General features: G+C 40.6%; 17 protein-coding genes and 1 tRNA gene. 1 reads left to right on the forward strand and 17 read right to left on the reverse strand.

Features of this window, described 5'->3' with window-relative positions; translation table 11 throughout:
* Positions 1-67 precede the first annotated feature (67 nt).
* The 10 genes from M2448_RS09320 to dut all read right to left on the reverse strand — a co-directional run bounded on the left by M2448_RS09320 (position 68) and on the right by dut (position 10,349).
* Positions 68-907 (reverse strand): DUF3298 and DUF4163 domain-containing protein, encoded by an 840-nt coding sequence (locus tag M2448_RS09320; protein ID WP_280645889.1) that lies wholly within the window; start codon positions 905-907, stop codon positions 68-70.
* 57 nt (positions 908-964) lie between these two features.
* Positions 965-1,342: a RidA family protein gene (locus M2448_RS09325; RefSeq protein WP_280645890.1), complete on the reverse strand. Its 378-nt coding sequence runs from the start codon at positions 1,340-1,342 to the stop codon at positions 965-967.
* Between the two features lie 27 nt (positions 1,343-1,369).
* Positions 1,370-2,107: a 23S rRNA (guanosine(2251)-2'-O)-methyltransferase RlmB gene (gene rlmB / locus M2448_RS09330; RefSeq protein ID WP_280645891.1), complete on the reverse strand. Its 738-nt coding sequence runs from the start codon at positions 2,105-2,107 to the stop codon at positions 1,370-1,372.
* Positions 2,108-2,113: 6 nt separating this feature from the next.
* The gene (locus M2448_RS09335) at positions 2,114-3,790 is read right to left on the reverse strand and encodes an amino acid permease (protein WP_280645892.1); all 1,677 of its coding nucleotides are present in this window, start codon (positions 3,788-3,790) and stop codon (positions 2,114-2,116) included.
* A gap of 428 nt (positions 3,791-4,218) precedes the next feature.
* Positions 4,219-5,154, reverse strand: a complete 936-nt coding sequence (locus tag M2448_RS09340) for a GNAT family N-acetyltransferase (RefSeq protein ID WP_280645893.1) — start codon at positions 5,152-5,154, stop codon at positions 4,219-4,221.
* Entirely contained in the window at positions 5,144-6,016 is an 873-nt protein-coding gene (locus tag M2448_RS09345; protein WP_280645894.1) for an FdtA/QdtA family cupin domain-containing protein, read from the reverse strand. Before M2448_RS09345 ends, M2448_RS09340 begins: the two co-directional genes overlap by 11 nt.
* 11 nt (positions 6,017-6,027) lie before the next feature.
* Complete coding sequence (locus tag M2448_RS09350) at positions 6,028-7,308, reverse strand: peptidoglycan DD-metalloendopeptidase family protein (protein WP_280645895.1); 1,281 nt, start codon at positions 7,306-7,308, stop codon at positions 6,028-6,030.
* Positions 7,305-8,150: a DUF4292 domain-containing protein gene (locus tag M2448_RS09355; RefSeq protein WP_280645896.1), complete on the reverse strand. Its 846-nt coding sequence runs from the start codon at positions 8,148-8,150 to the stop codon at positions 7,305-7,307. Before M2448_RS09355 ends, M2448_RS09350 begins: the two co-directional genes overlap by 4 nt.
* Positions 8,150-9,889: a tetratricopeptide repeat protein gene (locus M2448_RS09360; RefSeq protein WP_280645897.1), complete on the reverse strand. Its 1,740-nt coding sequence runs from the start codon at positions 9,887-9,889 to the stop codon at positions 8,150-8,152. The genes M2448_RS09355 and M2448_RS09360 overlap by 1 nt, the downstream gene beginning before the upstream one ends.
* A gap of 25 nt (positions 9,890-9,914) precedes the next feature.
* Complete coding sequence (gene dut / locus M2448_RS09365; RefSeq protein ID WP_280645898.1) at positions 9,915-10,349, reverse strand: dUTP diphosphatase; 435 nt, start codon at positions 10,347-10,349, stop codon at positions 9,915-9,917.
* A gap of 202 nt (positions 10,350-10,551) precedes the next feature.
* On the opposite strand from dut, the gene M2448_RS09370 reads away from it, so the two are divergent.
* Positions 10,552-10,626: transfer RNA gene (locus M2448_RS09370), tRNA-Val, on the forward strand.
* A gap of 113 nt (positions 10,627-10,739) precedes the next feature.
* Here M2448_RS09370 and M2448_RS09375 read toward each other — a convergent pair.
* From M2448_RS09375 to M2448_RS09405, 7 genes are all read right to left on the reverse strand, one after another.
* The gene (locus tag M2448_RS09375) at positions 10,740-11,672 is read right to left on the reverse strand and encodes a transposase (protein WP_280645899.1); all 933 of its coding nucleotides are present in this window, start codon (positions 11,670-11,672) and stop codon (positions 10,740-10,742) included.
* Between the two features lie 43 nt (positions 11,673-11,715).
* Positions 11,716-12,060: a transposase family protein gene (locus tag M2448_RS09380; protein ID WP_280645900.1), complete on the reverse strand. Its 345-nt coding sequence runs from the start codon at positions 12,058-12,060 to the stop codon at positions 11,716-11,718.
* Positions 12,061-12,196: 136 nt separating this feature from the next.
* Positions 12,197-12,886 carry a TrkA family potassium uptake protein gene (locus M2448_RS09385; RefSeq protein WP_280645901.1) on the reverse strand — a complete coding sequence of 230 codons (690 nt, stop codon included), beginning with the start codon at positions 12,884-12,886 and terminating at the stop codon, positions 12,197-12,199.
* A 13-nt stretch (positions 12,887-12,899) separates the two neighbouring features.
* A complete protein-coding gene (locus M2448_RS09390) occupies positions 12,900-14,294 on the reverse strand; it encodes a potassium transporter TrkG (RefSeq protein WP_280645902.1) in 1,395 nt (464 codons plus the stop codon).
* Between the two features lie 176 nt (positions 14,295-14,470).
* Positions 14,471-15,799 (reverse strand): TIGR00341 family protein, encoded by a 1,329-nt coding sequence (locus tag M2448_RS09395; RefSeq protein ID WP_280645903.1) that lies wholly within the window; start codon positions 15,797-15,799, stop codon positions 14,471-14,473.
* Between the two features lie 14 nt (positions 15,800-15,813).
* Entirely contained in the window at positions 15,814-17,130 is a 1,317-nt protein-coding gene (nhaA, locus tag M2448_RS09400) for a Na+/H+ antiporter NhaA (protein WP_280645904.1), read from the reverse strand.
* Positions 17,131-17,153: 23 nt separating this feature from the next.
* The gene (locus tag M2448_RS09405; RefSeq protein ID WP_280645905.1) at positions 17,154-17,978 is read right to left on the reverse strand and encodes a mechanosensitive ion channel domain-containing protein; all 825 of its coding nucleotides are present in this window, start codon (positions 17,976-17,978) and stop codon (positions 17,154-17,156) included.
* Positions 17,979-17,982: the final 4 nt, after the last annotated feature.

Genomic DNA, 17,982 nt, shown 5'->3' on the forward strand with positions numbered 1-17,982 from the left:
TTTCATGGATAATGCAAGTGCCGAAACCTATTTTGTCACGTTTTTACGTGTTACTTTATACCTGCTGTTAAAGCTCCTGTTTAAGGTTATCTATGACTTGCAGATACTGATCGTTAACCAACGGAGTAATCTGTTCGTGAGGGATTGTAATTTCCACTATGCCTTGCGAATAAGGTGAGATTTCATATATATTGTAGGCATAGGTCACGCCATCCTTAGTGAAATAGAAATTCCCGTTAGGTTTCACATCTTTCACATCCTCCAAGAGCGGAATAGCCTCAACCTCATTCTTAGATTCGGCATTATTTCTTCTCTCTATTTCATTTTGTATCAGTATTGCCAACTTGTCGGCATAGCCCGGTTTGAATAATTGGTCTTCTTTTATCAAGGTTCCCGATCTCTTGTCTATATTTCGATAGCTGGTTCCATGCATACCATGTGCCCCGCCTGTATAGCTATAATCAGATACGGCAACTGTAATTACATCCTTCGCATCCATACTAATCTCACTGGATCTCATAAGCTCGAAGTTTGAGAAATGGGTATATTCTAAGTCTTCATTTCCCATATCTTTTGCCAGTTCTTCGGCATCAGCAGTAGACTTGGTCAGTGCCTGATCAAAGGCTTCCTGAGGTGTTCCCTGAAAGTCATTCTTTCCGGTAATAATGCAGGCAAAGATATTTTGCACCTCTTTCAGGTTCAGACTTTCGGGTACTGATGTCGGATATACAAAATTGAATTTGATCAGCATTCCGTCTTTTGTCACATCATTGTTGATATGTACTCTTTTGTCTACAGTAAGGGAATCGAATTTCCATGTGTCTCCCGAACTACTCTCTGTCTTCTTGCTATTACAGGATGTAGCAAGAAAAACCGTTGCTAGAAACAATATAAATGTACTTTTCATGTACGGTTTGTTTTTGAGGGTTTATATAATGAATTATTGTATAGTCATTCTATTGTATTAGCGTACTGCTATAACTTCTATTTCCACCATCGCGGCTTTTGGTAAGTCTTTTACTGCAAAGGCCGATCGCGCAGGGTATGTTCCCGAGAACTGCGCGGCATATACTTCATTCATACCGGCAAAGTGAGCGATGTCGGATAATAGTACGGTCGTTTTCACCACATTGTCTATCATTAGTCCGGCTTCTGCCAGAATTGCCCTGATATTCTTGAAGCATTGTTCAGTCTGTTCTTTAATCCCTCCTTCTACAAAATCACCGGTAGCCGGATCTATCGGAATTTGTCCCGAAAGGTATAGTACTCCGTTTATTTCTATTGCCTGACTATACGGGCCTATCGCCGCAGGGGCATTACTGGTTGCGATTATTTTTTTCATTTCGATTATATATTTAGGTTATACATCTTACAGTCCTCTTTGGCGGATAGCTTCATATATAAGTACTCCGGCGGCGACAGATACATTCAGTGACCCGATGGTGCCGAATTGTGGTATTTTTACCAGATTATCCGCTATGCGCAGATTGTCGTTCGATACACCGGTGTCTTCTGCGCCCATGATAAAGGCAATAGGGCCTTTGTAGTCTACATCTGTATAATTGTCGGCTCCACGCTCGCTGGCAGCCACAACCTTGATACCACTATTCTTCAGAAACTGAATGGCACTGGTCAAACTCTGTTCCTTACACACAGATATTTTCAGCAAGGCTCCGGCAGATGTTTTTACTGCGTCTGCATTTACGGTTACACTTCCTTTGGCGGGTATAACAATGGCATCGACCCCTGCAACTTCACAGGTGCGGGCTATGGCTCCGAAGTTGCGAACATCGGTAATTCCGTCGAGTACAAGGATAAACGGATCTTTTCCACTCTCATACAAGAAAGGGATGATGTCTTCTATATGTTCGTATGCAATGGCAGAAAGGAAAGCAATGACACCCTGATGGTTTTTGCGAGTAAATCTGTCGAGACGCTCCATTGGTACACGTTGTACGGGTATATCCCGAGATTTCAACAGGGTGAACAGCTCTTTTGACAGGTCTCCTTGAAGTTCGCGTCTGATGATCACTTTATCTATTTCTTTTCCGGCTTCTATGGCTTCTATTACAGCGCGGATGCCGAAAATCATTTCTTTCTCTTTCATTCTGTTCTATTTATGGTCTTGCCCCGATTGCTGTAGCGAGGCTAATTTACTTTTCCTGTACCCGTATCCCAGATATATGGTCATTCCGATGCCTAACCATATAAGGAACATTACCCAGTTTGACCAACCCAGTTCGGTCATCAGATACAGGTTGGTAAGGATTCCCATCACAGGAAGCAGTGAAAATTTGTATCTGAATGCAGCGACAGCCAGTCCCAGCCATACAGTCCAAAACACAATTAGCAATGGCTTGCGGCTGATAACCTCTGCGGAGTCAGTCTTACTGATAAACAAAGATACGCCAACTAAAAATAATATGAAAATGATATACTGTCCATTTATGTATGGGACTTTAAATTTGGCCTTTTTGCTCTCTCCTTTATGATCGAGGAACAATATACCGGAGCATACCAGAATAAACGCAAAGAATGTACCCACACTGGTGAGGTCTACGACAAACTGCATATCGAGGAACAAAGATGGTATGCAGACAAGTATTCCCGCGATAATAGTTGAAAAAGACGGTGTCTTATACTTAGGATGTATCTTGCTGAATTTAGGCCATAGCAGACCGTCGCGGCTCATGGTCATCCAGATGCGTGGCTGTCCGATCTGGAATACCAGAATGGCACTGGTAATGGCTATAACGGCCGTAGCTGATATTACTCCGGCAATGAAGTCCATATTCACCACCTGGAATACATACGCCAGCGGATCGTCTACACCCAGCTCTTTGTAGTTGACCATCCCTGTGAGTACAAGAGCAATGGCTACATATAGTATAGTGCATATCCCCAGACAGTAGAGCATGGCACGCGGCATATCACGCTGCGGATTCTTGGACTCTTCGGCTGTAGTAGATATGGAGTCGAATCCGATGAAGGCAAAGAAAACGGCTGCTACTCCGCCGAGTACGCCCTGTAATCCATTAGGTGCAAAAGGTGACCAGTTTTCCGGTTTCACGAAGAAAGCTCCGGCAAGTATTACCCCGAGTATAATCCCTATCTTGAGATATACCAGCAGGTTGTTGATCGTTTTCGATTCCTTTATACCGATAAACACAAGGTAGGTGAGTGCTGTGACCACCAGTCCGGCAGGCAGGTTGATGAGTACCTTCATCCCGAATAGTTCGGGTGCATTCCGATACGTCTCTGCTGCTTTTACTATATGCGCAGGAAGATCGGCAGCTCCGGAGGAAACTGTATCGTATGCCTTATGTGCAGTGGAATAGCCTATGGCAAGCCAGTCGGGCCATGTGATGCCGAATCCATGTAGCAGGGTAGTGAAATACTCTGACCACGAAATAGCAATAACCATATTGGATACGGCATATTCGAGTATCAGCGCCCAGCCTATTCCCCAAGCGAAAATTTCACCCAGCGACACGTATGTGTATGTATAGGCGCTCCCGCTGACCGAGATCATAGAGGCAAATTGTGCATAGCACAATGCAGTGAAGATGCACGCAATGGCTACAAAAACAAAAAGGAGCGACACCGCAGGCCCTCCATGAAAAGCAGCTCGCCCGATGGTGCTGAAAATACCTGCACCAATGATGGCTGCGATACCGAACAGTGTAAGGTCTTTGACACCCAACACTCTTCTCATTCCCGAGCCGGCAGCATCTCCATCGCCGGAGATACTGCTGATACTCTTCTTACGAATAAAGGAGTTTATATTCATTTTAACTAAAACCTAACAAGTTTATTAGTTCATAGTTTACTAGCCTGCTAGCTCAATCGCTTTTTGTAGGGACAGACCCGCGTGTCTGTCCGTTTGTCTGATTATCGGGCGAACACATGGGTTCGCCCCTACTGTTTCTCGAGAATTTTAACTAAAACCTTACAAACCTAACGCTAGTTACAAGTTACTTCGCCCTACGGGCAGTTACGAGTTACAAGTATTCTTCTTTGCGCCTTTGCGTGAGAATCATTTTAACTAAAACCTAACAAAAATAACTCTTAGCAGTTGATCTAAAAATGCAAAAGGTAACAAAGGTAACACATTTACATCATTTTTTTACTTGTCACTTTTCTACAACATGTTCGCTATATATCCGGTCGCTACCGACTGCCTGTTTGTACATTATAGATAAATCTGTGAAGAAGAAATCACAGATCTATTGTATAAATGTCATAAACAGTAGCCCTTGCTCCAAATCCCTCTTTCTGATAAATGAGGCTTTCGTTGAGGTAAAGCCCTCCGTTTTCAGTAGATGTGCCGTAATCGAAGTATGTCTTATAAGGATATACCGTATTTATTATATGATCTATAACAAAATCTACCGCACCCTTGTTCTTGCCCTCTTCGGTAGCAGCAGTATATTGCGCATGTGCTACTTTCTCCGTTTCAAAAATGAGGCATCCGCCTATCATATTTTCTGCATTGTCCGTTACAGAGAAGAATCTTATTTCATTGGGGAATTTTTCTTTCAGATAGGATATTTCTTCCAGTGAATGTACCGGTAACCTGTTGTAGCGTTCTTTAAGATTATCTGATAATATTTTCCAGAAACTGTTCAGATCCTCCGATTCACTAACATTCAGCTTATTTTTCTTTGCCTTCTTCAATCCGTTCTTGCGCGAATCCGAATATTTTACTTTTTCAGATAATAGGATAGTAGAAGATATATTCCTTTCGGTCAATACAGCCTTATGTCTGAACAGGGCATAAAGGTCTTCTTCTGCCGGTAATCTGTGATAGATATGCGGAACAGCCTTGTAAACAATCTTTTTTATTCCCTGATGCCGGAATGTTACTGTCAGGTGTTCCATTAGTTCGAGCACGTTCGCAGCCGTAGTATGATTTGCCATTATCAGTCCGCCATACGTCAGTCCGCCATGTGAATAGTATATTTTGTCGGCAATATATCCGGGCATAATGGCGGTGAGTATATCATCACAATAAAACAGCAATGAATAGTCACCGAACCTGTCGCCATGATATTCAATGAAATCGCGGTAGAAAAGGAATGTTCCGTTTTTAGAATTGCGGACAAATTCGTCCCATTCGCTCTTATGCTCGGGTGTATATGGTTTAATCTTCACTTTGCCGGTATTTTTTGAAGTCCGCATAAGTATTGATATAGTCCTCCGAATCGTAAATATCGGAAGCCAGAGCAAGGCAGATCACCCCTGAGGAATATTCTTTTTCGGTAGCCCACACTCCCGGAGGGATGTGCAGTCCGTATCCCGGATGATTGAGCAATACAGTTCTTTTGTTGTTGCCATCGTCGAGTTCCACCTCGAAGCTGCCGCTGGCAGCGACCAGAATTTCGTGGCAATGTTTATGTGCGTGCATTCCCCGCTTCGCTCCCGAAGGAATGTCGTAGATGTAAAACACTCGTTCTATATCGAACGGTATGTCGTTCATCCCATGTATGGGTGTAATGTTTCCCGCTCTGTTTCTGACCACCGGAAACTCAATGAGTGAACAGTCGTAAACGGTATTATACTCGGGATGTATGTCTTTCGGTGATCTTGTTATATCATCTGCATATATATCTACCTTAGGATAATCTGTTTTCCTGAAAGTCTGATAGTTTCTTATATAATCGTCCTCGTCGTAGGGTTCCGAAGTTATGACAAGGCATAGGGCATTTGTCGAAAAATTTTCAAGGCTCCGCCACATCATATTCGGTATATATAGCGCATTGTATGAGCGGTTGAGCGTATAACTCCGCTTTTCTTTTCCGTCATCGAGCAATACATCAAAGCTTCCGGCAAGTGCAATGATAACCTCATGCTGCGATTTGAAAGCATGGCTTCCGCGTCTTTGTCCGCCCGGTATATCGTATATCCAGTAAACACGCGCTATGGGGAAGGGTATATGCTGTCCGGCCTCTATAAAAGAGAGGTTGCCCCTCCGGTCTATAGCCTTTGGTAATTCGATGATTCGTTCTCTATTCATACCGGAATGTGTTATCGCAACCAAGGTTCGGGATTTAACTTATTTGTCCCTTGCCAAAGTTGGAAGTGAATTTGCGAAAAGCCTGTGTCGGGATCGGTGAAAACTTTTCCCAACGATTGTCCGGTTTTCACTTTATCACCTTGTTTTATATATATGTTTTGTATGTTACCATAGAATGTATAGTAATTGCCATGCCGGATGATGATGCAGGTATTGTATCCCGGTATGGCAGCTACATAGGTTACCTCTCCGTTGAATACTGCTTTGGCTTCGGCTCCGGCCTGTGAGCGTATGTCGATACCACTGCTCGATGTAGTAACAAACTTGCTGTGCTGATGAGTTCCGAATCGGGTGGTTATCGTATAGTTACCTGTAATAGGGTAGGGTAGTTTTCCTCTGTTGGATGCAAAATTGTTAGACAACACTACATTTTCCGATGTCATTTTTTGGCTAGGCAGTGTTATAGAAGGTTTCGAGCGTGTCTTACTACTGCCTTTTGCGGCTTTTTCCTTAGCGGCTTCTGCGCGTGCTTTCTCTTCGGCAATGCGTTTTGCCTCACGTTCCTGTCGCGCTACCTCTTCGGCTATCAGTTTTGCTATTTGTCTGTCCAGCGCTTCGGCTTGTTGCCTTTTCTCGGTGAGTATTTTTTGCAAGTCTTTCTGCTTTTGCTGTGCTTCGGTAACTTCCTGTTGATAGTTTCCTTCTTCTTTTTTCAGGTTCTCCTGTTCGGTGGAGCGCAATCCGAGAAGGGCGGTTTTTTCTGTTCTGGCTTTAGCCAGAGCTTCTTTCCGTTCTTTTAGCTGTGCGCTTTTGTCTTTTATTTCTACGGTTTGTTTGTTCCTCCATTCCGAATAATCGCGCAGATAACGCAGCCTGCGATACGATTCGGTAAGCGATTTTCCCGAAAGGACAAAGAGTACACGATTTTCGCTCTGACGGTTGGCAAGCATGCCATCAATGGCTTTTGCGTAGTTTTTTTGTTTGTCTTTCAGCTCGGCTTCCAGAATCAATATTTCGGATTCTATACGTTTCTGCTCGCTGTCGAGTCCGCTGATTTCCTGCTCCAGCAGGCTAAGAACTTTTTGGCGTGAAAATATCTGATTGGATATCAGTTTTATTCTGTCCAGCAGGGTAGTGGTACTCTTTTTGGTTTCGCTGAGTAGTTTATTCGTATTGGATATTTCACGCAGGGCATCTTTCCTCTGCTTTTCCAACTCCTTTATTTTAGGAGTGCTTTGGGCAAAAGAAGGAATACTGAGTGTGAGAGCCAATAGAAAAACTATAAATCTCATTTAGACCTGATGTATCTGCTTATCAGTTCCGAAAAATCTACTTTCGTATATTTGTCAGGAACAGTACTGTTTATATTTAATGTTTTATCAATATCCAGTTTGTTATAGGATATACCCACATCGAGACGCTTCTTTGAGATATCTATTTTAGCCTCCATATTGGTAGGGTATATCCGGTTGTTGTCATTTATGAAGTCACTGTATGTCCATTGCAATGTAACATTTTTTTTGTCGTTATATATCAATGTTGACACAATTCTGTCGGATGCATCTACGGCAAAATTGTAAAGAAGGTTTCCTTTGTCCTTTGTTTGCAGCATATACACATCCTGCGTAGCCGAAACATTGAACTTGCTGTAGTCGCCTTTTTGTACTTCTTGTCTTCCGGGAACAAATAGTTTATTTGTGAGTAATGCCTGTAGGTTATAGAAATTAAAGTCGAAGTTTGCCATCAGCTTCGAGTTTTTAATACTTTCGCTCAGATATTGTTTCTGCAGGCGGTCAAGTATAATCACACTATCGGGAGTAAATGTAATACGGAAAGCTTCCATGCCCAGTAGCGGACGGATGGAAACCTGCATAATCTGATCTTTGATAATGCTGTAAACAGCTGTCGATTTTTTGGGAGAAGAGCCCATCTTGATTTCGATGCTGCCTTTTGTGGTCAGCGTATTATATTTAAATTCCGAGCTCAGCGCATCTTCTACAATCTGTGTTTGCGATTTGCTTTCCAGCGTTCCGCTTGTGGTTATTGTCTTTTTCGATTTACAACTGCTGATAAGCAGCAATGCTGAAAAGATAAATATGAATATTGATATGTTTCTTGTGTTGTATTTTTTCATTATTCGCTGATATATGTTTTAGTGTCTATTTTTTTGTCAAGTGTCTTGGATTTGCTATCGCCTTTCTCTTTTGCTTTTATCCAGTATTCGAGTGCTTTTTCGGTTTCATCAGTTTTGTATAGCACATCTCCGTAATGTTCATATACTTCGGCACTGATATCTTCTTTTTTTTCTTCGCTATATTTTATAGCATTTTCGATATATATTTTTGCTATTGTATATGCTCCTTGTTCAAATAGTACCCATCCGTAGGTATCAAGATAAGTAGGATTCGAAGGTTCTGCCTTTACAGTCATGCTACTCATTTTCTCGGCTTTGTTGAGGTCTTTTTTTGCTAGCGACAGGAAATAGCTGTAATTGTTGAGGACACCCATATTAGCCGGATTGTAAGATAGTGCCTTTTCGTATATGACGAATGCACTGTCTTGTTTCTCTAGATGATAGTACAGGTCGCCGATCTGTCCGTAAAAGTCGGAGAGGAGCGGCTTATTACTCTCGTCTACATACACTACCCCTTTTTGCAAGGCATCTAGTGCATTTTGGTAGTCTTCTTTCATATATTCGGACACACCCAGGTAGAAGTAAAACTGTGGTTGGTCTGTAATATAGGTCAATGCTTCGTTGCAAATCTGTATGGTCAGATCAAGACTATCGGGAAAAGCTGTAGACAGCATCTGTTCCCATCCTGTGGGATTTGTGGGATTTGCCTCTGCAAACAGCTGGTATTGGAATCGTGCATCGTCTTTTTTGTCCTGTATCATCAGCAGGTTACCGTACATCAGGTTTAGCTTTGGCTCCTGTGGGTGTTGTATCATCAATGTGTCGAAGAGAGCATTGGCTGTCTTGGTATCCTTCTGGGTTTGCTGTAGTGTGCCCACATATTGTGCCAGAATGGCCAGCTTGGTATCAATATCCATTTTCGGGCTAACCAATGCGGTATGCAGCTCGTTTTCGGCAGCCGCTTTGTTGTTTGTCTGCTCATAGTATTGAGCCATTGACGATATCAGGTAAGGATCTTCAGGGTCTAAAGCTTTTGCTTTGGTGTATATTGCATACGCGTCCTCTTTTTTTCCGGCTTGCAGGTACAGGTCACCGAGTAGTATCTGATATTTTACTTCGGTAGGATATTTGTCTATGTATTTCTGTATTTCGGCATAGCCTTTCTTTTCTTGCTTCATCAGCGCATACAACTGATATTTTTGTATGCTTATTTTTTCATTTAGTCCTACTATTTGCTCCAGCTTGTCGAGTACCGCTACGGCATTTGGCAGGTCACCATCCATGCGGTACGATTCGGATAGGTATATGTATAGCTCCGAATTATCGGGATCTTCTTTTACCAGCCGTTCAAATTGTTCTATAGCATCGCTATATTGTTTAAATTCGAGGCACATCATGGCATAAGCCATGTTGTATGTGTAATTGTTTTCATCGTAGCTTACAGCTTTGCGAAAATAGTTGATGGCTGTGTTTTTGCTATCCAATGAGTTGAAGTAGTTCCCTATTTCGTACAATACATTAGCATTGGTAGAGTCAATTGCCAGGCAATATTTGAGATAGTCATATGCATCATCAAATTTATTCATTGACTTTGCATTCATTGCTTCATAGAAGTAGTAATCGAATTTGCGGCGGTTGTCGGATAATAACTCATCCGTATTTTTGTTTTGGGCACAGACAGGTAGTCCGGTTGCAAAAACCGTTGCTATAAGAAGGGCTACACGTATTTTTTTATACATATTAAAAATAACGTTTCAAATTTTTTTATTGTTTTCCTGTATGCCCGAATCCTCCGGCGCCGCGTTCGGTTTCGTTGATGGCTTCAACTTTTTCCCAGCTAACCTGAGCATGTTGAGCTATTACCATCTGGCAAATACGCTCACCGTCATTTATAACAAAGTCATCGTTGGATAAGTTGACCAGGATAACACGAATCTCTCCTCTATAGTCGGCATCAATAGTTCCGGGTGAGTTCAAAACTGTCAGTCCGTTTTTGAATGCCAGACCGCTACGAGGACGTATTTGCGCTTCGTAGCCTTGTGGCAATTCTATATATAAACCAGTAGGAACCAATGTCCGCTCTAAAGGTTTTAATGTTATTGGTTCTGATATATAGGCTCTCAAGTCTACTCCGGCAGAATATGGTGTGGCATATTCGGGTAGTGGGTGGTGTGATTTATTTATAATTTTTACTTTCATTGTTTTTATAGGATACATTATAGTCTGCGAAATTAGTTAATTCTTTGATATCTATCCTGTATATTGATAAAAATTAAGAATTTAAAATCCTAATAACGATTCCGTTGCAGAAGATTTTGAAAAAATATGTGATAATTTTTTTGTAGAAAGAAAAAAATATATACCTTTGCCACGCATTTGAGAGAAAATGCAACCCTAACAAGGGCGTTTAGCTCAGCTGGTTCAGAGCATCTGCCTTACAAGCAGAGGGTCGGCGGTTCGAATCCGTCAACGCCCACTTGAAAATCAAAGACTTACGAGAAATCGCAAGTCTTTTTTCTTTTTACGCTCATGCAATTTGCATGCAACGAAAATACGGGTCAAGCTGAAAAATCGGTTGGTAGTGTTATTTTAAGCAAAAAGTTTAGTTAGTCTAAAGATGAAAAACGGGATATCTCTAACTCCCCTAAACTGCGCCCTGAAAGCTTTAACTTTTGCATTGAAAGATTCTGCCGAAGCATTAGTGGAACGATTATCAAAGTAATTACATATAATCCCATAGTTGTTTTGCATCGTATCAATCACACTCTTAAAGAACTTCAAGTTTAATCGCTCTACTTTATCATACCATCGTGCTAATCGTGTGAGTCCTATGTTTTTGTCGTTGGTTGTGTTGTATATTCGTGTTAGCTCCATAGATACCTGATAAGCTTCTTCAATAGCTGGATATTCACGAAACAATATTTCAGCTCGCTCTTGTTGACTGTGTGTCCATTTAGAAAAGTGCTTCATCACAATATGTCTGCTTCTGGCTAATAACTGCCTGCGGGTATCTCCATTTTCAAAGACATAGGGAATATATTTACGCTTCTCCTGTTTTGCTAATGCCATTTCATTATTATCCAGATCAATAGCCTGCCAACGATAATCTACCCGAAGATCACTAACAGCGTCATTCATTAATCGTTGCACATGAAATCGGTCTGCTACCAATGTGGCTCTGGGAAAGGCTTTCTTGGCAATCAGGCGCATAGTGGGCGATAAGTCGAGGGTTATTTCTTTTACTTTCAATCGTAATGATCGGGGTAATTTTTCTAATGCATCGATTACCTCTTCTGATTTAGTACCCCGAATCATAGCAACTAAAGTGCCTTGCTTACCATGACCAGCTTTGTTGGTTACGATGGTGTAGAGTTCACCTTGCGAAAGAGAGGTCTCATCAATGCTTAGATTGGCTCCTAAATTCTTCTTGTATAAAACATAAGGGGCATAATGAAGCTTTTCCCAATAACGGAAATCACTGATATATTCTTTATATTGATAGCGCAAGTTTGTCCCATCCACATTGTAATAAGAAGCAATTGATTTTATGCTTACAGCACTACTTTCAATTTGATTCTTTTAAAAAAGCAACGAACTCCTTCGTTAATCGGGTGCCTTCGTAGTGGATGTCAAACTTCTGACTTAGAATCTCTGCTGTATCCTTATTCAACCATTTACGTCGCCGAAGATGCAGGTAAACAGCTTTCCCTTTTACCGGGAAGTCCTGGACAATGCTATAGTCAGTAAAACCATGTGAAATCAAAGCATCAGAGCTGTCTTGCGGCATAACTTTCTTTTCACTTAGATAGACATCTATACGAAATGAATCCTGAGTGAACTTCTCTAACTCAAAGAAGTCAAAAAGCCAGGAGGGAAGAAATAATCGGAGAATATCTTCGGAACTTATCATTGCTTTTTTTAGACAAAGATAATTCTACCAACCGATTTTTCAGCTTGACCCGAAAATACGGCTCAACGTAAAAACTTGAGGGGTAAAAGTGGCTCAACGTAAAAACGAGCATCCTAACGTTGAGAGTCAAAACATTCTAAAGACTTATGGCTATAAACTGCTTAATATTCTTATTTGAACCATAAATTACCAGTATATCATCTTTTTCCAGTACAGTATCCGGTTTAGGTATATCCTGTACGTCCGCAACGATCCTTGTTTTTCCTATAATACTCTGTTCTTCTACATTTTTTACTATCGTCAGTACCAGAATATTATACTCTTTCCTGAATCCTACTTCTTCAATACTTCTTCCGATGAACATATCAGGTACGATAACCTCCACAATACTGTAATTTTTGTTCAGTTCAAAAGAATCGACCATTCCCCGAAGAGTCAGTTTCTTTGCCCACCTCTCCGCCGTTTCTTCTTCGGGGTGGACGATTTCGTTTACGCCGATTGCCTGCAATACATTTTCATGCAAAGGATTCAATGATCTTCCGATAAGCCGTTTTACATTCATATTCTTAAACATGGCCGTAGCCATAATATTGGCTCCCTGATCTTCACCTATACAGACAATTACCACATCAGTATTTTTCAGGGGTAGGGTTTCTACTGCTAAAGCATCTTTTACATCCAGACAAACCACATGGGTTATTTTATCCTTTAGTTCATTAACACGCTGCATCTTGGAATCTACCCCTATAACTTCATTGCCCTGTGCCACCAGTTTTTCGGCTAGCGATGAACCGAAAACTCCCAGTCCTACAATTATATATTTCATATCTACTTACTTTTTAATTAATTAATATTTCCTCGGAAGGATAAACATAACCGGCAGTCCTGACCTGTTTGAAGAATGCGATCAGTAATGTCAGAGTGGTGATACGGCCTATAAACATAAGCACAATCAACACCAATTTGCTTGCTGTACTTAAGCCGGATGTTATGCCTAGGCTCAGTCCCACAGTGCTATAGGCCGAAACAGATTCAAATATTATATCCAGCATCCTCAGGCTTTCATCAAAAAATGAAATTAGTAACGAACCTATTCCCAGTACTATAAATGATAGGGTTATTACAGCAAAAGCCCGTCTGACGGAAATATCCGCTATTTCGCGGCTGTACACTTCTATGTTTTTCCGTCCTTTGGCCAGATTTATACAATTAAGTATAGCTATGGCGAAAGTACTGGTTTTAATACCACCTCCGGTTGATGCAGGTGACGCGCCTATCCACATAAGTATGATAATGATAACCACAGAAGACATATGCAGCTGGCTGAAATCGACGGAATTAAATCCGGCTGTCCGAGGGGTAGTCGCCGTAAATAATGCCGTAATAGCTTTTCCCGGTCCCTGATGAGATGCCAGTATATTGTCGTATTCGTTTACGAAAATGAGGACAGTCCCGATTATGATTAAAGAAAATGTAGTCACTAAATTGATCTTGCTTCCCAGTTTCATAACCCACGGCTTATGAACATCTTTTTTATGATTAAATATCTGCCGGAAAATTCTGCGGACAAGATGTTTCAGATACTTAAGAATGTTTATAACAATAGGAAATCCCAATCCTCCCAGAACAAATAAAAAAATAAGGCTTAACTGGAAACTGTAATTATCGACGTATCTGCTTTCCATAATGCCATGCGGCAGTGTTGAAAAACCCGCATTGCAGAATGCAGAGATGGAATGGAATACTGAAAAATAAATCCGTTCTCCAAAAGAAGGTATCAAAGCCGGGCTCAGGCAGGTAAAAATAAAAAGAGCGCCTACTGCTTCAATGCCAAGCGTAATTATCAGTATGCGCTTCAACGTCTTAAATATATCGTCTGTTTTATCTATGTTGGAAATATCACCCATGGCCAGTTGGTCTTCGAAGGAAGAACCTCCTTTAAAGAAATAACTGAAGTAACTGGCAAAAGTCAGTATTCCCAATCCCCCGCATTGTATGAGTAACATGATAATTGTCTGCCCAAACACAGTAAAGTCTTTGCTGGTATCCAACACAATCAGTCCGGTTACGCACACGGCGCTCGTTGTTGTAAACAGCGCATCGGTAAAGCTGATGCTGTGAGTTGTAGATACGGGTAGAAGTAAAAGGATGGTACCAATGATAATCAGTCCTAAAAAACTGAGAATAAACAGACGGGCGGGATTTATACCTATATACTTTATCCGGGAAAACATTGTTTAAATTTAAAGGCTCTTTAAAATTAGCATACTCAAATATGGGGTAAAATTTTCAGAAGAAAAAATATTTAAGGTCCCAGACCTATATGTCGTCCAACTAAGCATAACACTCATAGTGAGTTATCGCTTTTAAAGGAGACATAAAATACTTATATGTAATTATATATATTTCTTTAATTTATTTTCTCAAAATACACTTTTGCCTCAGCCGTTTTTAACCGTTCATCTATCCATTCCCTGACTTTTTTCTGGTCGATAGTATTCAAGTAACGCTCATAGGAAAAAATAACAATCTCGGCTTTTTCAGGTTTGATACTATCCTTGCGGTATATGTAGGTATCGGAATACGAACAAGAAGTGATCTGAGGATATAGAACTTTTACCTCCGACAACAGTTGATTGCCTATCATTGGACGGTTTTGTATACTGTCCGATTGACGCTGGCTTTCGGTTATTAAACTGTTCAGGCGGCTTATTTCCTGTTTCAGTGAAGCCTCTTTGGCTAGCGACTTATCCTGATTAGGTATATTTGTATTTATCGCCAATCCCTGCTCTACAGATATTTTCGCATCTTTCAGATAAAAATCGGAGGCCTTACTAACAATCGTATCTTTATCGCCATCTGTCAGATAAGATCCACCATAGGTCAGCATAATTTCCCTTTTAGATGCATTTATCTCACTCCTAAGTAAATAATTCCCCCTGTATATGCTGACATCTTGTGTATATAGCTGGGCGTTTGCTTTAAATTTTTCATCTTGGGCAAGACTATAGCCGAGGTATATACTCGGGAGAATGGTAATAATTATTATTGCAGAAATAATCTGATTTATCCTTTTCTTACGGATATCGCTAATCCGGCTGTTTCGAATCGGGAATTTAAGGAATTGAGATATTATAGCCGATGCAAATGCAATACAAACAGAATTAATAGTAAACAGATAAAAAGCCCCGTAAAAGAAAGAAAATTGCCCCGTAGCCAGGCCATAGCCTGCTGTACATAAAGGAGGCATCAATGCTGTGGCAATGGCCACGCCGGGTATCACATTCCCTTTTTGCTTACTGCTTATGGCAATAATGCCTGCCACCCCTCCGAATAACGCTATTAATACATCATAAATAGTAGGGCTGGTTCGTGCAAGTATTTCCGAGTAAGCAGTCGTTACCGGAGTAATGGCAAAATACAATGTAGAAGTAATCAGACTAGCTAAAACAGCAAATCCGAAATTTTTTAATGACTGCCTGAAAAGCAGAGAATCATACACTGCAATACTATAACCCATTCCGGTAATTGGCTCCATAAGGGGAGATATAAGCATAGCTCCGATAATAACTGCCGTAGAGTTTATATTCAGCCCTACTGAGGCTATTATTATCGCACAGACCAATATCCAAAGCTTTGTACCTTCAAACACCACCCCTTGCTTAATGGATTCATGTATCTCGTTATAATCCTCTATCTGTCCTTGATGTCTTATTTTTTTTAAAAGTTTCTGAAGCATGGTAATTTAAAGTCTTATTTTTGGTTTAAAACAATATAACCTGTTACTCCACCGATAATGGATGCTGCAAATATACCAATCTTAGCTTGAACAAGGTGTATCTCATCGTTAAAAGCTAACGAAGTAATAAACAAAGACATGGTAAAACCAATGGAAGCCAATAATCCGACACCAAACAAATTCCTGTAATTCATACCCTCGGGTAGCGAAGTAACCTTTAATTTTACGAGTAATGATGTGAAACCAACCACGCCGGTAATCTTGCCCAATAATAAGCCTAAAGCTACTCCAATTGCTATATTTGTACTGAACAGGGACTCAATTTCGATATCGACCAAACATACTCCCGCATTAGCCAAAGCAAATAGAGGTATGACTATAAAAGTCACAAATGGATGCATACTGTATTCCAATCGCTGTAAAGGAGGTATTGCTGCATCCGTATCTTCTTTTATATGCTGGAGGATATGTAATTGCTCGTCTGTCAGTGTCGGAATATTATTGGGATCGATGTCTTTGAAACGTTTTAGCTTCTGTTGTATTTTACCGATATACGAATCTTCCTGTAACACTACATCTGCCGGAATCATGAATGCTGCCAAAACAGCAGCTATCGTTGCATGTACACCGGACAGCAGAAAAGCAGTCCAGACACCACCTATCCCCAAAATAGCGTAGAAAACAATATTTCTTACTCCGAGCTTATTTGCCAGAAACATGGCCAACACAAATCCTAAGCCTATAGCCAGGCTTGTAAAAGAAATGTCGGAGGTATAGAAAAAGGCGATAACCAGTACCGCTCCTAAATCATCGACTATAGCCAATGCTGTAAGAAATACTTTTAGGGATAAGGGAATCCTGTCTCCCAGTAGGTATAATATCCCCAGAGCGAATGCAATGTCTGTTGCCATGGGTATACCCCATCCCTGGTGTACAATCCCGGACGGATTAAATAACAGATAAATGAGCGCCGGGACCAGCATTCCTCCAATAGCAGCGACAATAGGTAGAATTGCATTCCGGGGATTAGATAATTCCCCTCCTATAATTTCCCTTTTTAATTCGAGTCCTACTACAAAGAAGAACATGGCCATCAGTCCGTCGTTTATCCAGTGGTGGATGCTGAATTCCAAATACTTTTCTCCATTGAATATAAAACCTAACTTTTGTTCGAAGAAATGTAAATAGGGTTCTGACCATGGCGAATTTGCCAGTATAAGTGCTATCAAAACGCTTATCCCTAGCACAATACCTCCTGATTTTTGTTGATGTGTAAACCTCTGTACGGGGATGATCAGTTTGTCAATAGGTGTTTGATTATTTTCTTTCATTCACTCGTTTCATTAAGTTATTTTTACCCTATTTTATCAAAATGTACATCCATTTGAGGAAATGGAAAATTTAGTCCATTTTTAGGGAATTCATTATATACTTTTTCGGTCAGGTCATATCGTAGATCATAATAGAAATCAAAATCTGTCCAGAATTTGACAATTATATCCACTGAGCTGTCCGACAGGTTGTCCAGATATACTGCCGGTGCAGGACTTTTGTGTACTCTTTTGTCATTTGCCAGTATTTCTATCAGTAATTCACGAGCTTTTGCTACATCGTCACCGTAAGACACACCAAATACCGCGTCGATACGTCTTCGCCCTTCTTTTGTATGGTTGGTAAGCGCTCCATTGACTAAACTCCCATTTGGCAAATATATAATTCTGTTATCAAAGGTTCTGATACGTGTAGTAAAAATCATAATTCCTTTTACAAATCCGAGATGTCCGCTGTCTGTCTCTATCAAATCTCCTATCTCAAAAGGTTTGATAGTAAGTATAACAACGCCTCCGGCAAAATTTTGCAAAGTCCCCGACAAAGCCATACCAATAGCTAAGGAAGCGGCTCCTAAAATAGCAACAATAGAGGTCATTTCTATGCCCACCGTGGCGAATACAATTACTAAAACCAATATTTTCAGCAAGATGTTCATTGTCGAAGTCAAAAATGTTTTTAATGAAGGATCTATATGCTTTGCCTCCATCATTTTTTTCATCGATTTCATAATTCTTTTCACAACCCAGAATCCAAGAATAAGTATACCTATAGCTATTAACAATTTTATCCCAAAATAAATTGCCGAGTTCCCAAATGTTTCTAATTGTTCTAAATTGATTTTATCCATAATA

This window comes from Dysgonomonas sp. PF1-14, from assembly GCF_029892965.1.
In the GTDB taxonomy this organism is placed as follows: Bacteria; Bacteroidota; Bacteroidia; order Bacteroidales; family Dysgonomonadaceae; genus Dysgonomonas.

Bases quoted from the DNA above. Each gene is read 5' to 3' on its own strand.
- M2448_RS09320 (WP_280645889.1), bottom strand. From the start codon at position 907: ATGAAAAGTACATTTATATTGTTTCTAGCAACGGTTTTTCTTGCTACA.
- M2448_RS09325 (WP_280645890.1), bottom strand. From the start codon at position 1,342: ATGAAAAAAATAATCGCAACCAGTAATGCCCCTGCGGCGATAGGCCCG.
- rlmB (WP_280645891.1), bottom strand. From the start codon at position 2,107: ATGAAAGAGAAAGAAATGATTTTCGGCATCCGCGCTGTAATAGAAGCC.
- M2448_RS09335 (WP_280645892.1), bottom strand. From the start codon at position 3,790: ATGAATATAAACTCCTTTATTCGTAAGAAGAGTATCAGCAGTATCTCC.
- M2448_RS09345 (WP_280645894.1), bottom strand. From the start codon at position 6,016: ATGAATAGAGAACGAATCATCGAATTACCAAAGGCTATAGACCGGAGG.
- M2448_RS09350 (WP_280645895.1), bottom strand. From the start codon at position 7,308: ATGAGATTTATAGTTTTTCTATTGGCTCTCACACTCAGTATTCCTTCT.
- M2448_RS09355 (WP_280645896.1), bottom strand. From the start codon at position 8,150: ATGAAAAAATACAACACAAGAAACATATCAATATTCATATTTATCTTT.
- M2448_RS09360 (WP_280645897.1), bottom strand. From the start codon at position 9,889: ATGTATAAAAAAATACGTGTAGCCCTTCTTATAGCAACGGTTTTTGCA.
- dut (WP_280645898.1), bottom strand. From the start codon at position 10,349: ATGAAAGTAAAAATTATAAATAAATCACACCACCCACTACCCGAATAT.
- M2448_RS09380 (WP_280645900.1), bottom strand. From the start codon at position 12,060: ATGATAAGTTCCGAAGATATTCTCCGATTATTTCTTCCCTCCTGGCTT.
- M2448_RS09385 (WP_280645901.1), bottom strand. From the start codon at position 12,886: ATGAAATATATAATTGTAGGACTGGGAGTTTTCGGTTCATCGCTAGCC.
- M2448_RS09390 (WP_280645902.1), bottom strand. From the start codon at position 14,294: ATGTTTTCCCGGATAAAGTATATAGGTATAAATCCCGCCCGTCTGTTT.
- M2448_RS09395 (WP_280645903.1), bottom strand. From the start codon at position 15,799: ATGCTTCAGAAACTTTTAAAAAAAATAAGACATCAAGGACAGATAGAG.
- nhaA (WP_280645904.1), bottom strand. From the start codon at position 17,130: ATGAAAGAAAATAATCAAACACCTATTGACAAACTGATCATCCCCGTA.
- M2448_RS09405 (WP_280645905.1), bottom strand. From the start codon at position 17,978: ATGGATAAAATCAATTTAGAACAATTAGAAACATTTGGGAACTCGGCA.